This window comes from Thermoplasmata archaeon (assembly GCA_035632695.1).
In the GTDB taxonomy this organism is placed as follows: domain Archaea; phylum Thermoplasmatota; class Thermoplasmata; order RBG-16-68-12; family RBG-16-68-12; genus RBG-16-68-12.
Genome location: DASQGG010000056.1, coordinates 1 through 13,269 on the forward strand (window position 1 = coordinate 1; position 13,269 = coordinate 13,269).

Annotated in this window: 16 protein-coding genes and 1 pseudogene; 8 read left to right on the forward strand and 9 right to left on the reverse strand. The window is 68.5% G+C overall.

Annotation, left to right across the window (positions count from 1 at the left end):
- The 3 genes and pseudogenes from VEY12_04430 (at nt 1) to VEY12_04440 (ending at nt 2,200) form a co-directional block, all read left to right on the forward strand.
- Nucleotides 1-233: pseudogene (locus VEY12_04430) on the forward strand (VOC family protein).
- 196 nt (nt 234-429) lie between these two features.
- Nucleotides 430-765 carry a metalloregulator ArsR/SmtB family transcription factor gene (locus VEY12_04435; protein ID HYM39379.1) on the forward strand — a complete coding sequence of 112 codons (336 nt, stop codon included), beginning with the start codon at nt 430-432 and terminating at the stop codon, nt 763-765.
- 25 nt (nt 766-790) lie between these two features.
- Nucleotides 791-2,200, forward strand: a complete 1,410-nt coding sequence (locus VEY12_04440; GenBank protein HYM39380.1) for an SRPBCC domain-containing protein — start codon at nt 791-793, stop codon at nt 2,198-2,200.
- Between the two features lie 125 nt (nt 2,201-2,325).
- On the opposite strand, the gene VEY12_04445 is transcribed toward VEY12_04440, so the two are convergent.
- Nucleotides 2,326-3,528 (reverse strand): amidohydrolase family protein, encoded by a 1,203-nt coding sequence (locus VEY12_04445; protein HYM39381.1) that lies wholly within the window; start codon nt 3,526-3,528, stop codon nt 2,326-2,328.
- A gap of 177 nt (nt 3,529-3,705) precedes the next feature.
- Here VEY12_04445 and VEY12_04450 point away from each other — a divergent pair, with 177 nt between their 5' ends.
- The 4 genes from VEY12_04450 (at nt 3,706) to VEY12_04465 (ending at nt 6,457) form a co-directional block, all read left to right on the forward strand.
- Nucleotides 3,706-3,963 (forward strand): DUF5678 domain-containing protein, encoded by a 258-nt coding sequence (locus VEY12_04450; protein HYM39382.1) that lies wholly within the window; start codon nt 3,706-3,708, stop codon nt 3,961-3,963.
- A gap of 22 nt (nt 3,964-3,985) precedes the next feature.
- Nucleotides 3,986-4,573: a hydrolase gene (locus tag VEY12_04455; GenBank protein HYM39383.1), complete on the forward strand. Its 588-nt coding sequence runs from the start codon at nt 3,986-3,988 to the stop codon at nt 4,571-4,573.
- A 70-nt stretch (nt 4,574-4,643) separates the two neighbouring features.
- On the forward strand, nt 4,644-5,123 hold the full coding sequence (locus VEY12_04460) for an SRPBCC domain-containing protein (GenBank protein ID HYM39384.1): 480 nt from the start codon (nt 4,644-4,646) through the stop codon (nt 5,121-5,123).
- 101 nt (nt 5,124-5,224) lie between these two features.
- Nucleotides 5,225-6,457 carry a hypothetical protein gene (locus VEY12_04465; GenBank protein ID HYM39385.1) on the forward strand — a complete coding sequence of 411 codons (1,233 nt, stop codon included), beginning with the start codon at nt 5,225-5,227 and terminating at the stop codon, nt 6,455-6,457.
- A 31-nt stretch (nt 6,458-6,488) separates the two neighbouring features.
- Here VEY12_04465 and VEY12_04470 read toward each other — a convergent pair whose 3' ends face one another.
- Entirely contained in the window at nt 6,489-7,718 is a 1,230-nt protein-coding gene (locus tag VEY12_04470) for a DEAD/DEAH box helicase (GenBank protein HYM39386.1), read from the reverse strand.
- 101 nt (nt 7,719-7,819) lie between these two features.
- On the opposite strand from VEY12_04470, the gene VEY12_04475 reads away from it, so the two are divergent.
- A complete protein-coding gene (locus tag VEY12_04475; protein HYM39387.1) occupies nt 7,820-8,152 on the forward strand; it encodes a hypothetical protein in 333 nt (110 codons plus the stop codon).
- Between the two features lie 15 nt (nt 8,153-8,167).
- Here the strand turns inward: VEY12_04475 and VEY12_04480 are convergent, their stop codons facing one another.
- From VEY12_04480 to VEY12_04510, 7 genes are all read right to left on the reverse strand, one after another.
- On the reverse strand, nt 8,168-8,308 hold the full coding sequence (locus VEY12_04480; GenBank protein HYM39388.1) for a hypothetical protein: 141 nt from the start codon (nt 8,306-8,308) through the stop codon (nt 8,168-8,170).
- A gap of 47 nt (nt 8,309-8,355) precedes the next feature.
- Nucleotides 8,356-9,264 (reverse strand): hypothetical protein, encoded by a 909-nt coding sequence (locus tag VEY12_04485; protein HYM39389.1) that lies wholly within the window; start codon nt 9,262-9,264, stop codon nt 8,356-8,358.
- Nucleotides 9,265-9,361: 97 nt separating this feature from the next.
- Nucleotides 9,362-9,682 (reverse strand): DUF5611 family protein, encoded by a 321-nt coding sequence (locus VEY12_04490; protein ID HYM39390.1) that lies wholly within the window; start codon nt 9,680-9,682, stop codon nt 9,362-9,364.
- Between the two features lie 97 nt (nt 9,683-9,779).
- Nucleotides 9,780-10,526, reverse strand: a complete 747-nt coding sequence (locus tag VEY12_04495) for an ABC transporter permease (protein HYM39391.1) — start codon at nt 10,524-10,526, stop codon at nt 9,780-9,782.
- Nucleotides 10,523-11,467 (reverse strand): ABC transporter ATP-binding protein, encoded by a 945-nt coding sequence (locus tag VEY12_04500; protein ID HYM39392.1) that lies wholly within the window; start codon nt 11,465-11,467, stop codon nt 10,523-10,525. The genes VEY12_04495 and VEY12_04500 overlap by 4 nt, the downstream gene beginning before the upstream one ends.
- A gap of 23 nt (nt 11,468-11,490) precedes the next feature.
- Nucleotides 11,491-12,486 carry a hypothetical protein gene (locus VEY12_04505; GenBank protein ID HYM39393.1) on the reverse strand — a complete coding sequence of 332 codons (996 nt, stop codon included), beginning with the start codon at nt 12,484-12,486 and terminating at the stop codon, nt 11,491-11,493.
- Nucleotides 12,483-13,244 carry a class I SAM-dependent methyltransferase gene (locus VEY12_04510; protein ID HYM39394.1) on the reverse strand — a complete coding sequence of 254 codons (762 nt, stop codon included), beginning with the start codon at nt 13,242-13,244 and terminating at the stop codon, nt 12,483-12,485. The genes VEY12_04505 and VEY12_04510 overlap by 4 nt, the downstream gene beginning before the upstream one ends.
- Between the last annotated feature and the right edge of the window lie 25 nt (nt 13,245-13,269).

Genomic DNA, 13,269 nt, shown 5'->3' on the forward strand with positions numbered 1-13,269 from the left:
TGGTTCTTGAGCCAAATGACAACCCAGCTGCGAAAGCGTATTAGGAAGCTCTTTTCAAGCAAGGCATTCGTGCAACCTCATTTTTCGTACAGGACATTCAAAAGGAGCATGCAAGACTGAAAACGCTTGGAGTCGAATTTACCATGGCGCCGACCAAAGTGACTGGATCCACCATTGCAATATTCGATGACACCTGCGGCAATCTCATACAGATCACACAACTAGATTACTAGAATCAAGAGCGTGTTCCTTGGACCTCTTGGTTTCCTGGGAGTCATTTCGCGGTGAGACTCTTACCTTAGGCGATGAATCCGCCGGAAGGAGGTCGCGTGTTCCTCGGGGGTGTCGAATCGTTCGTGCAGCCATCCTTATGGAGTCGCGTTAGTTAACCAAAGGGTTAAATATGCACGACGCCTATCACTTAACCAGATGGTTAAGCGAAAGATGGCCTCTCTGGATTTGGACGCCGTGTTCGCGGCGTTGGCCCACCCCATCCGGCGCGCAATCCTAGAGCAGCTCTCCGGGGGGGACGCCACCGTAGGCGAGCTCGCGGAGCCCCACAAGGTCAGCCTCCCCGCCATCTCGAAGCACCTCCGGGTGCTCGAGGATGCGGGGCTGATCAAGGTGTCGCCCGAGGGCCGCGTCCGGCGCTGCCGGCTCGACGCCGCACCCCTGAGCGCGGCCTTTGGCTGGCTCACCCGCTACCGCGTCCTGTGGGAGGACCGCTTCGACCGCTTGGCCAAGCACCTGGAGAAGAATCGATGACGGAAGGAAAGGGGGAGCACACCTCATGACGAAGAAGAGTACACCCAAGAAGAAGGCAGTGCCGAAGGACTTGAAGGTCGAACGCATCTTCGACGCGTCCCCGAAGACGCTGTGGTCCTACTGGACCAACCCGGCGAAGTTCGCGAAATGGTTCAACCCGGCGCCCGGGCTGGACCTCGTGATCCAGGAGTACGATGTCCGGGTAGGCGGGCGGGTGCGGTTCGACATGCCGCAGCCCGACGGGAACCGGAATCCCCAGGACGGGGTATTCCACGTCGTGAAGCCCTACCGGGAGCTCGCCTCGGGCGCGCCGGACAAATCCTTCCTGATCACGGTCAAGTTCGCCGTGGCCGGGAAGCGGACACGGATGACCGTCACGGTGACCGGAGTCCCGCCGGAGTACCGCGAGGGCGCCGTGAAGGGCTGGAACGCCGGGTTCGAGAAGCTGGCCGGACTCCTCGGTCGCGGGTTGCGGCCTCAAGCCTTCACGATCGAGCGCACGTTCAAGGCGCCCGTCGAGAGGATGTGGGCCCTGTGGACCACCAAGGAGGGCGTCGAGTCGTGGTGGGGGCCCGAGGGGTTCACCACGACGGTCCGCAGACTGGACCTACGGCCGGGCGGGACCTTCGATTACAAGATGCAAGCCACCGCGCCGGAGCAGATCGAGGCGCTGAAGGAGCTGGGCATGCCGACCACGAGCGAAGCCCACAACGTGTTCACGGAGGTGACGCCGCCCACGCGGCTGGCATTGAGGACCCGCATCGACTTCATCCCCGACGTCGCTCCCTACGAAATCACGACGCAAGTCGATTTCCTTCCGGTGCGGGGTGGCACGAAGGTCGTCTTCACCTCCTCGAAGATGCACAGCGCGCAGTGGGAGGAACTGGCGCGGCAAGGGCAGTTGAGCCAGCTCGACAAGCTGGCCAGGGTACTCGGCAGCGAGGCCGGGGCGGCCAAAGCGCGGCACCCGACCGAGGTGTCGTTGCCCTCGGAGCGGGAGGTCCTCGTCACCCGCGTGTTCGACGCGCCGCGGGAACGCGTGTTCCAAGCCCATCTGGATCCAAGGGCCATGGAGGACTGGTGGGGACCCCGTGAGTACGCGACCACCGTGGACCGATGGGAACCGCGGCCGGGCGGGCCTTGGCGCATCGTGCAGCGCACACCCGACGGAACGGAGCACGGGTTCCATGGCGAGTTCCTGGAGATCCTGCCGCCGAACCGGTTAAGCTGGACCTTCGAGTACGAGGGCACCCCGGGCCACGTGATCACGGAAACCTTGACCTTCGAGGAGGCCCGCGGCGGCAAGACGAAGCTGACGGTTCGGGCCGTCTACCGCAACCAGGAGGACCGCGACGGCATGCTCGCCTCCGGCATGGAGTGGGGCATGCGCGAAAGCTACGAGCGCCTGGACACCCTGCTCGGCAGAGGAGGCTAGGCCGTCTGGGCCCGGAAGGGCCACCATGCGCGCTGCGACCGGGGCGGGATTCGGAGGATCCCACCCGGTCGTTCTTTTTCCTGCCGCGTCAAGACGGAGGAAGGAGCTGAAGGGTTCGCGTAGCGTCAGATCCGCCAGGCTACCTTCCACACGCGCCAGAGCGCCGTGGGATCCGAGAGCGGATCGCCGTGGACGAGGAAGAAGTCCGCAGGGCCACCCTCCGCAATCCGGCCCGCCTCCGGTTCCCCGAGCAGTTCTCCGCCGCGCACCGTCGCGGCCCGGAGGGCCTCCCAGGGTTTGAGCCCCGCCTCGACGAGGGCTTCGACCTCCCAGGCCAGGTGGTTGGCCCGAAGGGATCCGCCGCCGAAGTCCGTCCCCGTGGCGATCCGGACCCCGGCCCGATGCGCGAGCCGCACGCTGTCGAAGGCCCGCTCACGTCGCTTTGCGGTGCGCTCCTTGCCCTCCTGGCCGATGAACCGCGGCAGGGTCGTGGTCTGCGAGAACGTCGCCCACGAGCGGAAGAGGGCGAGGGTGCTCACGAGGAACATGCCCTGGCGCGCCATGTTCCCGGCCGCTTCCTCGTCAAGGTCGAGTCCGTGCTCCAAGGAATCCAGGCCGGCATCGATGCCGACACGAGCGCCTGCGAGCGTGCCCGAATGCGCGGTGACCTTCGCCCCTCGGGCGTGCGCCATCTCCCGGACCGCCACCACGTCCTCCCTGGACCACGGCGCTTCGTCCTTCTTCGGGCCGTCCAGGTACAGCTTGAGGAAGTCCGCCCCGTCGTCCAGCTGGGCCTTCGCGGCGGCGAGCAAATGGGGACCGTCGTCCGCCTCGATCGTGAGCCCGGGAGGGAGCACGCCGGTGTGGGCCAGCCACGTCCCCGCGACTCGGAGCCGCGGCCGCGTCGCGTCCTGCTTCCAGCGCTCCCGCACGCGAAGGGAGAGCGCCCGCTTCCGACCCTCGGCGGGATCGACGACCGCCGGGGAGCCCACGTCCCGGGCCCACCGCACGCCCGCTTGCCCGAGCAGGTCGCCATTGTCCTCCGCCGCGGCGAGGAGGTCCTCCGCCGGGTCGAAGCCGCGGTCGATCCAGTGCGATCCGCCAGGAAGCGTCACGTGGCTGTGGGCGTCCACCATGCCCGGGACGATGGTCGCGCCGCCTGCATCCACGACCCGCGTGTGTTCGGGAAGCTTGAGTTCCTCGGCGAGGGGGCGGATCCACGCCACGCGGCCCCCGTCGGTCAGGACACTCACATCCTTCTGCAGCGCAGGGCCGCTGCCCTCCGCGAGTGCCGCGTCCCGATAGAGGACCGGTCGGACAAGGGACATGACCGCCCGCATGCGCTCGGGCGCTAAAGGGATTCCTGCCGCCCGAAATCGGCTCGCGCCGCGCGGTCTCCCTAGGCCCTCGGGACAGGCCCGACGAGGAGCGGTCCCCAGAAGGTCCATGAGGGTGAACGGCTCTTCGGCCAACGGGCACCCAGCGTAGTCGGAGGAGGCCCGCTCATGGCGGCAAGCAGCGCGGCGAGCAACGACGAATGGTTCGCGGCCAATCTCTTGGACCTGGTTCAGAAGTACCCCAACCAATGGATCGCGGTCCTGGACGGCAACGTGATTTGCACGTCCTCCTCGAGGCGAAGGGCACGGGGCGAGGCCCGACGCATCGCCGCAGGACGGGAGTTCTCCCTGTACTTCATCGAGCCCAGCATGCTCCAGATGGGCTTTGCCCGCGGGACCCCGCCCCCGGAGCAACCCCCGCACTAGGGCCTCGCCCGGCGGTGTCCCCATGCCCGAGGAACTCGCACTCGACCCCAAGCGGCTCGCGCTCGTCGTGATCGACCTGCAGAAAGGGATCGTGAGCGTGCCCGCGGAACCCCATGGGACCGCAGGCGTGGTCGCCAACGCCGCCCGCCTCGCGGATGCCTGCCGGTCGCGCGGGGCGTACGTGGTTCTCGTCCACGTGGGTCCGTCCCCGGACGGGAAGGACGCGCTCCATCCCGTCACCGACCCCATGCCGGCCCGTCCGCCGCCCGCGCCGGGCTGGGACCAGATCGTCCCTGAGCTCGGACCCAAACCGGGGGACCACGTGGTCCGGAAGCGGCAGTGGGGCGCGTTCTACGGGACGGACCTCGACCTGCAGCTCCGCCGGCGCGGGATTGACACGATCCTCCTGTGCGGCATCTCCACGAACTTCGGCGTGGAGAGCACGGCCCGGGATGCCTACGAGCGCGGGTACAACCAGATCTTCATCGAGGACGCATGCGCCTCCCGCTCGGCGGACGCCCACGCGACGACCTTCCGCGAGATCTTCCCGCGGATCGGGCGCGTCCGGACCACGGAGGACGTCTTGCGTGCGCTCCGCCCGAGCGGCTAGCGGGCACGGCCCCGCCTCGGCGATACCCGGGGCGACAGGGTTTTGACCCCTGTCGTGCTTGACGGGGCCCGTGGCTGCTCCCGGAGCCCCTCCGCCCAGCAACCCCCCGCCGCCGCCCGCCAAGCCCCCGGTGCCGCGCGCCGCCGTGCTGGGAGACGCCAAGATCACGATTGACGCGCCCGCCTTCGAGGTCTTCGCGGCCCTCACGAGCCAAGAACGCCTTGCCGCGTGGTGGGGTCAGGACGCGATCATCGAGGCGGACGAAGGCGGACGTTTCGAGACCACCTTGCCGTTGGGCCGCGTGGAAGGGACGATTACCGCGATCGACGGCCCGCAGACCCTCGTCTTCACCTGGCCGGTACCCACGGAGGGCCTGCCTGTGACGACAAGCGTGCACATCGACCTGGCCCCGCGAGGGCCGCAGACCGCGGTGCACATCGCCCACCGCGCCCCCAAGGAGGTCCCCGGGGACTGGAGCGCCCTATGGCGCTCCGTCTTGGACTCCCTCAAGGCCTACGTCGAGAGCTCGCGCGCCGCGGAGCCTTCCTAGGGCGCGGCGGGAGCGAGCGGGTTTCGGCGGACCGCAATACCGGGCGAGGGTCCCTGGGGGCGAGGATCGTCGCGCCGGCAAGCCTTATGCCCGAGGCCCGCATGGGTCGTTTCGGCGTCCCGGGAGGAAGGGCCATTCGAGCGGTGGAGACGTTGGGGCGAATCGTCTCGCTCACCTCCCTGCGGCGGACGCGCGCACTCCTGTCGACCCGGCGCACTCGGGCTCTGGCGCTGGGGATCGGCCTGGCCTTCCTCCTCCTCTCCATGCTGATCGGCCAGATGCTCACGTTCCCTGACCTCCCGGGTTCGGCGATGGTATCCGTCCAGCTTTCCGGGAATCCCTGGTGGGACTTCCCGGAGCTCTTCGTCTTCACCCCGGGCGTCGCCCTCGACCTCCTCTTCCTCCCTACGCTGACCATGGCCCTCGTCTCGGCGGGTGTGGGGATTGGCGGGACCGCCGCCCTGGTCACCGCGATTCCCCGGCTGCGCGAATCCCCGGTGGATGGGACCCGAAACAAGGCGACCCCGACTGCCGCGGGGGCGGGAGCCGCGATCACCGGCCTCGCGACCATGGGCGCGTGCTGTTGCACGACGTGCGCGGGCGCCTTGGGCGTCGCCGTCGTGGCGGCCGCGAGCGGGACGGACATCGCCCTCCTGCTGCGGGAGAACTGGTATCTGGACGTGTTCCAGCTCGTCGTGGTGGGCGTGGCGCTCCTGGCCCAGGAGCGCGCCCTGCGGATTCCCGCGGACTCCTGTCCCACGCCGCCGAGGCTGGATCGCGGATTCGTGGCCGGCTCGGTCCTGCGGGTCGCCCTCCTCGTCGCGGGGATCACCTGGTCCCTGGCGATGTTCGTGGAGTGGGTCGACGTCCCGCCGGGATCGGCGGGCCCCGGGCTCTGGTACCACTGGATCTTCGAGCATCAGCTCCTGGCCCTCGCGGCCATCGCCGCGGGGATGTTCCCCAAGGAGTCGCTCGCGTGGCTTCGACGCGCGACCCGAGGAATGGAGGGCTGGATTTTGCGCGGCGCCCTTGTCGTCGCCGGCGTGACCTGGGGCCTCTGGGTGCCGCCCACGCTCACGGGGCTCGGTCTTGGCGGGCTGATCAATGAGGTGCTGGGGGTGCTCGGCGCCTCCGTGTCAACGGGGGCCATCGCGCCGGACTCGTTCTTCGGCCCCGCTCTCCTCTTTCATTGGATCTTCCAGCACGCTCTTCTTGCCGGCTTCGCGGTGGCTCTCGCCGTGAATCCGAACGTCGCGCTGAGGCCGCTCCTGCGGACGGTACAGGGAACCGAGTCCTCGGAGACGCTCCCCGCCGCGGATGAATCGGCCGCGTAGCCCAAGCAGTTCCGGTCGACGGATCGACCCGTCAGCGGAAACGACGGTGTTCTCGGCGGCCGGGCCCGCGATGGGGTGAGGATGCCCGGCCTCGCGGTGGCGCGTGGAGCTTCGGTGGGGGCGGCGCGCGGTAGTCGAAGTCCGGGAGCGTGACGCGGGGGATGGCGCGCCCGAGGGCCTTCTCGATTCCCCGGAGCTCGCCCTCGTCCTCGGGAGTTACGAAGGTGATGGCCTCGCCCTCCGCCTCTGCCCGGGCCGTCCGGCCCACGCGGTGGATGTAGTCCGTCGGGACCATGGGGACGTCGTAGTTGATCACGTGGGAGATGCCCTCCACGTCCAGCCCGCGGGCCGCCACGTCCGTGGCCACGAGCACCTGGTGCCTCCCGCTCCGGAATCCGGCCAGCGCGGCGTCCCGCTGACTCTGGCTCCGGTCCCCGTGGATTCGCGCGACCTCGAAGCCCGCCTGGCCGACCTGCCGCGCGACGCGGTCCGCCCGGCGCTTCGTCCGCACGAACACGAGGACGGACATCATGTCCTCCCGGCCCAGGAGCTCGACGAGCAGGGCCGTCTTCAGGTGCTGGGGCACCGGGTACACCTCGTGGCGGATCGTCGGCGGAGGCCGGTGCGGCGGCGACACGGCGATCCGCACGGGATCGCGCATGATGCTCCGCGAGAGGGACTCGATCTCGGGCTCCATCGTGGCGGAGAAAAGGAGCGTCTGGCGCTCCCGCGGGAGGGCGCTGATGATGCGTCGCATGTCGGGAAGAAAGCCCATGTCGAGCATGCGGTCCGCCTCGTCGAGGACGAGGACCTGGAGCGCGCGGAAGTCCACGTTGCGGCGGCCCATGTGGTCCAGGAGGCGCCCCGGCGTGGCGATGACGACGTCCGCGCCGCCCCGGAGCGCGTGCTCCTGGGGCGCCATGCCGACACCCCCGTACACGGACTGCCCGCGGACCCGCGTGCCCTTGCCGAACTGGCGGAGCGCCGCCTCGGTCTGGGCCGCGAGCTCGCGGGTGGGCGACAGGATCAGGACGCGGGTGCGTCCGGGCGGTTGTCCCATGAGCCTCTGGAGGATCGGGAGGACGAACGCCGCGGTCTTCCCCGAGCCCGTCTGGGCCGTGCCGATTACGTCCCGGCCCTTCAGGATGATCGGGATGGCCTCGCGTTGAATTGGGGTCGGCGCCTCGTACCCCATCGCGTAGACGGCCTTGAGGAGGACGGGGTCGAGGCCGAGATGATCAAAGGCTGCACTCTCGGGCATCGGGCCGAGTACCGCATCGTCCCCTTAAGGGTATGGCCTCGAACCGCTGGAGCAGGGGCCCGTCGGGTCCACCTGGGAAAAGGGCTATCTCGAGCCGCGGCGTGCCTTGCGGCGAGGCAATCATGTCCGCCAAGGCCGCGGAAGGCCCGAAGATCATAGTGCAGAACGTGAACGCTCCGGGCTACAGGTCCTCCGTGGACGCGGAGCACTACGAGTCCATGAAGAAGGTCCTTCTGACGATCCTCCCGAAGAGCGGTCCTGGGCTCACGCAGAGCGAGATGTTCGCCGCGGCGGCGGCCGTCGCGGACTCCAAGCTGTTCCCGGGCCGCGGCAAGGTCAGCTGGTGGGTGAAGTGCGTCCACCTGGATCTTGAGGCCAAGGGCGTGCTCATGCGGGACAAGAGCGCCAAACCGCTCCGCTGGCGGCGGGTCTGACCGAGGACGCCGGGGTCAGCCCTCTTTCGGCTTCGGCTTCTTGTCGTGGAGCTTGAGGCGGCCAGGCGCGGAGGACGTCTCCGAAGTGTCGACCACGATCTGCTCGAGGTGGTCCTTGAGGTATCTCGCCGTGGAGGTGTCCGATTCCCCGCTCATCCCGGGATTTGTATCCCCCGCCGCGTATAAAGGCTTGTCCAAGGCGATCATCCACCGTGGACGAACCAGAGCAGCCACGCGATCGCCGAGATCGCGAACACGGGGATCAGGAGCTTGAGGTACCGCGAAGCCCACGCGTTCCTGAGCGCGAGGAGCAGGCCCGCGGAGGTCGCGGACACGCCGCCGGAGATCGCGAGCATCTCCCTGGCCGTCTGGGCGGAGGCGGAGCTCGAGAGGGCGGCGAGGAGGACCCCGATCCCAAGGACCGCCGCGAGGAGGAGCCAACCCGTGAGGACGAGCTCCTCCATGAAGGCCGGGCCCATGTGGTAGTTGGCCCGCCACACGTACGGCTCGTCGCCCGGCGGCGGCAGGTACGCGTTGAAGTGGTAGTCGATGTCCGCGGGCGGCGTCGCGTGGTAGTGCTCGCGGCTCCGGACGGTCTTGTCGTCCAGGTCCACCGCGAGCTGGGTGTCCGGCGGCGCGTTCACCGCGACATGGATCCCGTACGGCTGCCCCACACGCCGGACGTGGGAGATGTGGTACGACGGAAGCGTCAGGGCGCGGAGGGCAAGGTACCGCGGTTTCTCCCCGTCCGTGTGCACGAGGCGCAGGGTGCGCATGGCGCCGGGCCGCAGGGGAGCGTCGGGCGGAAGGACGATGCTGATGCGGTACTGCGGATGCGGGGCGGCGGTCATCGCGCGGTCGTAGGCTCCGGGCTTCTCCTTCCGGACCTCTTGGAGCGCCCGTTCCACCTCTCGGTTCGGGAGGTAGTTGAGATGACGCCCGTCCTCGTCGAGGACCTGGAGGTTCGCCAGGAACGCGTTCAGCGGCAGGAAGAGTTGGAAGAGCTCGTCCGGCCCTGTGTTGCGGACCGTGTACTCCAGGGTGATCGAGCGGACGTCCGGGGCGACGTGGTCGAAGATCCACTGCTCCCGCACGAGCTCGACCTGGCTCATCCCGTCTTCCGAGGCCGGAGGGCGGCATAACTCTTTGGGGGAGGGAGGTCGGTGAACGAGGAGCGCGTGTTGGATTCCCGCGGTCCGGCGGAGCGGGTCAGGCGGTCCCTTTCTTCGCCGCTCCCTGCGCCTTCTTCCCGCGTTCCTTCGCCGTGTAGCCGGTCGCGGCTTCTAGGAACCGGTTGTTGCGGGAGATCGTCTCCGTGGCCAGCTCGTCGGGGACCCCCGGCTTCATGACCATGTCCACGAAGAGCTGCTTGCCGTCCGTCCATGCGATGAGCTTCTCGATGGCTCCAAAGGAGGCGACCACCTTGGCGTCCTCCACGTTCGCGGAGCCGAACGTCTCCGCCGCGATTGCACGGAGCCCGTCCCCTTCGAGCTTCTTCCCCTGGCCCCGGCGCAACTCGTAGGCCCGCATCGGGCCGCCCGGAGGGTGGTGCGGGCTATGAAATTTGCGCCCTTCCAGGTACTGCGCAGGAGACCTTGGCGGGGCGTTCCCCGGTCCCGGCGGGACGTTACTTCTCGCGCCACTGGGCCTTGAACGCGGCCAGCAGGATGAAGGCCACGGTGAACGCGATCAGAATCCCGGCGGCCCACACCCAGTTGACCGAGCCTTGGGTCGGGATCCCGAGGGCCCCCTGGATCAGCAGGGAGGCATCCGCGGTCGGCGCCAGGTACCCGAGGATGCGGAGATCGGCCGGGATCACGGTGATTGGATAGTAGACGGGCGGGAGCACGGAGAGCACGAGGGACAGCAGGGGGGAGATCGCAAACGTCTCCCGGATGTCCCGGAGGTACGTCGCCAGGAAGAAGCCTAAGGAACAGCCGAGGCCCCAGACCAGTAGGAGGGTTCCCACGATGATGGGAAGGCCGAGGACGCCCGGGGCCTGCGTCGTGTAACCCACGAAGAGGAACGCGACAATCCCGGGCGTCGCGAAGGCGAGCTCGGAGAGGGCCATCCCGAGGACGTACGTCCATGCGCGCATGGGCGACGCGACGACCATGTCCTGGAGTTTGAGGTCCACGCGGAAGTGCGTCATGTCCGCCTGGAGACTCGTGCCGATGGAGAACGTCGTTAGGACGAGCCCGCCCGCCACGCCATAGCCGACGAGCTGGCCCCGGCTCACGACGTAGATGAAGAACAGGAACGAGAACGGCGCGCCCAGGGTGTTCACGAGGTAGAGGGGCATGCGCTTCACGGGGATGATCCCGTTCAGGGCGATCAGCCCCCACGACGAGCGGAGTTGGGTCCGGACGCTCACGCTTCCACCTCCTCCTCTAGCGCGGTCTCCTCCTCGACGGATCCGCCGACGAGCTGGACGAAGAGGTCCTCCAGGGTCACGGGCCCCGCGACCGCGCGGACCCCGCGGGCGAGAGCGAGGCGAGTCAGCTCCTCCGCGCCGCCGCGGTTCGTGAGCACAATCTGGGAATCCCCGATCGCGGCGGACTCGCCGAACGTCGCGAGCTCCTCGGTCTCGAAGCCGCGGCCCGTCAGGGCGACGCGGAACGGCCAGCGCACCCGCGCGACGAGCTCGTCGAGCGTCCCGACCGCGAGGACCCTTCCCTCGTTCAGGATCCCGATTCGCTTGCTCAGGAGCTGCGCCTCCTCGAGGTAATGCGTGGTGAGGAGGATTGTGCGTCCCTCCTTGGCGGCCTCCTCGACGGCGACCCACACGTCGCGGCGGGCGAGGGCATCGAGGCCCGTCGTGGGCTCGTCGAGGAAGAGGAGTTCCGCGCCCGAGGCGAGGGCCATGGCCACGAGCACGCGACGTCGCAGGCCGCCGGATTGCTTCCAGAGGACCGTGTCCTTGCCCTTCGCGAGGCCGAGGCGCTCCAGGGTGTCGAGGGCGCGCCTCCGGGCCTCGGGGGAAGGCACGCCGCGCATGAGGAGGTAGTAGTACACGTGCTCGAACGGCGTCGCGTAGAAGAAGGGTCGCGATTCCTGCGGAATCACGGCCACGAGGTCCCGTACCGCATGCGGATTCCCGACCGCGTCGTGTCCGAGGACCTCGATGCGGCCCGAGGTCGGGAGGAGCTGGGTGCCCGCGATCCGCAGGAACGTCGTCTTGCCCGCGCCGTTGCGCCCGATGAGCCCGAAAATCTCGCCGCGGCCAATGTCCAAGGTGACGCGGTCGAGCGCGCGCTTCCCGCGGCTGCCCTTGTACTCCTTGGTCAACTCGCGGGCCGAGATCGCCTGGGCCACGCGCCGGGGAAGCCGGGGGCGGCTTAAGCGGGTTTGCCCGGCCTCCCGTCCTCGACCCGTCGGAGCACCCGCAGCGCGCGCAGCGTGATCATCTTGCTCGGCTCCCCGGTGCTCTCAAGGGCGAACGGCGTCGGCCGGTCCTTCGGGTGCTTGGCGAACCACTCCAGCATCGTCCCCTCGACGTCGGGGTGGACCGCGTCGAGGTTCCACCGGCCGTCGCTCCGGCGTTTCTTCCGGAGCACGGAGAGCGCGTGCTTGAGCCGGGCATCGTCCCCGTAGCCTAAGGCCGTCATGAAGTCCAGTCCGACCAGCAGATCGTAGTAGTAGTGAATGGGATAGTGGAAGCGGTACCACGGCTCGTAGTGGTCCCCCTGCTTGTGGAGCTCCCTCTCCAGGTAGAATTCCGCGGCCTGCTCGACCGCGCGCAGCATGCCCGCGGTCCACCTGGGCTTCGGATAGACGGCGAACGCGCTCATGGGCTCCCACGAGTCCAGGTTGCGTCCGCTCCCGAAGCAGCTCCATCCGCCGAGATGACTCGCGTTCTTCACGAACCAGCCGAACGAGGCGCGCACCGCGGGGTGGTCCGCGTACCCGAACTGGACGAGTGCCCGCGCCGTGTTGCCTGCCGTGCAGAGGTGGCTTGCCTTGTTGCTGTCGATCCCGAACCCTCCGTCCTCCGCCGCAAACCGCTTGATCCAGAGGTCCGCGGCCTTCTCGATCCGCGGGTCTTCCCGGGTCATTCCGAGGTCCGCGAGGACGAGGAGCATCCAGTTCGTTGAGAGGTACTTGGGCCGGTACAGCTTGTCTTCCCGGACCCACCACCCGCCCGCATCTTGGCGGGAGAGGACGTCCGCGGCCCAGCCCCGGCGCGGGATCGCCTCCCTGGCTTCGAGGACCTCGGGGTCGTCCGCGGGCTTCTCCAGCAACTGGGTCAGCGTGAGATACCGCACCGCCGGCTGGTCCTCCGCCAGGAGCCAGTTCAGCACGGCCTTGCCCTTTCCCGACGCCATCCGACTCACCCGGCGGCCGAGTCCGCCCCGCTTTCTAAAGATATGGGTCGGTGGGCCGAATCCGCTCGGACCGGCGGCAGGGCCTGCGGATCCGCGTCCTTCACCGCCACGCAGAACAGGCTAGAGTTGTCCACTTCGTGGAGCTCGGGGCTCAACCCCGCCCCCTCGAATAGTCTCCAGAACCCGCCCGCATCCACGGTCGTCGCGCGGAATCCGTCCGTGCAAACGATGGTCCCGTCCCGCGTCCGCGATGGGTCGATGGGTCCGATGAGACCGGCCCGCGCCTGCTCGCCGAACCAGGCAAGTCGGTCCTGCCAAATCCGCGGCGAATAGCTGGAGAAGACGATCTGCCCGCCGCCCCTCGTAATCCTCGCGGCCTCGGCCACGAGCTGTCCGCCGTCGACCCCGAAGGCGGATATCCCGTTCTGGACACACACCGTCGCATCGAACATCCCCGCGCGGAAGCCGGTCCGGGCGGCATCCGTGCGGACGACCGCCCAGTTGCGTCGCGAACCCAGGTAGGATGTCGCGAACCGCAGGCTTTCCTCGGACGTGTCGCACCCCACAATCGTTGCCACGAACGGGGCGAGTCGCTTCATGACGCGGCCATAGCCGCATCCGAGTTCCAGGACGAAACGGGCTCCACGGACACGGCCGAGCACGAAGCGGATCTCGCGGTCCAGGTACTGCTGGATCCTCGGTGGGGCGAGCCGGTAGCATTCGAGGAGGCGGGCTCCTGACAGGTGCCCCTCGTAGTAGTCCCGCATGGGCGGCAAGAGGAAGCGAGGCCTG

Bases quoted from the DNA above. Each gene is read 5' to 3' on its own strand.
- VEY12_04490 (HYM39390.1), bottom strand. From the start codon at position 9,682: ATGCGGGCCTACGAGTTGCGCCGGGGCCAGGGGAAGAAGCTCGAAGGG.
- VEY12_04445 (HYM39381.1), bottom strand. From the start codon at position 3,528: ATGTCCCTTGTCCGACCGGTCCTCTATCGGGACGCGGCACTCGCGGAG.
- VEY12_04485 (HYM39389.1), bottom strand. From the start codon at position 9,264: ATGAGCCAGGTCGAGCTCGTGCGGGAGCAGTGGATCTTCGACCACGTC.
- VEY12_04470 (HYM39386.1), bottom strand. From the start codon at position 7,718: ATGCCCGAGAGTGCAGCCTTTGATCATCTCGGCCTCGACCCCGTCCTC.
- VEY12_04440 (HYM39380.1), top strand. From the start codon at position 791: ATGACGAAGAAGAGTACACCCAAGAAGAAGGCAGTGCCGAAGGACTTG.
- VEY12_04510 (HYM39394.1), bottom strand. From the start codon at position 13,244: ATGCGGGACTACTACGAGGGGCACCTGTCAGGAGCCCGCCTCCTCGAA.
- VEY12_04480 (HYM39388.1), bottom strand. From the start codon at position 8,308: ATGAGCGGGGAATCGGACACCTCCACGGCGAGATACCTCAAGGACCAC.
- VEY12_04465 (HYM39385.1), top strand. From the start codon at position 5,225: ATGGGTCGTTTCGGCGTCCCGGGAGGAAGGGCCATTCGAGCGGTGGAG.
- VEY12_04450 (HYM39382.1), top strand. From the start codon at position 3,706: ATGGCGGCAAGCAGCGCGGCGAGCAACGACGAATGGTTCGCGGCCAAT.
- VEY12_04455 (HYM39383.1), top strand. From the start codon at position 3,986: ATGCCCGAGGAACTCGCACTCGACCCCAAGCGGCTCGCGCTCGTCGTG.
- VEY12_04435 (HYM39379.1), top strand. From the start codon at position 430: ATGGTTAAGCGAAAGATGGCCTCTCTGGATTTGGACGCCGTGTTCGCG.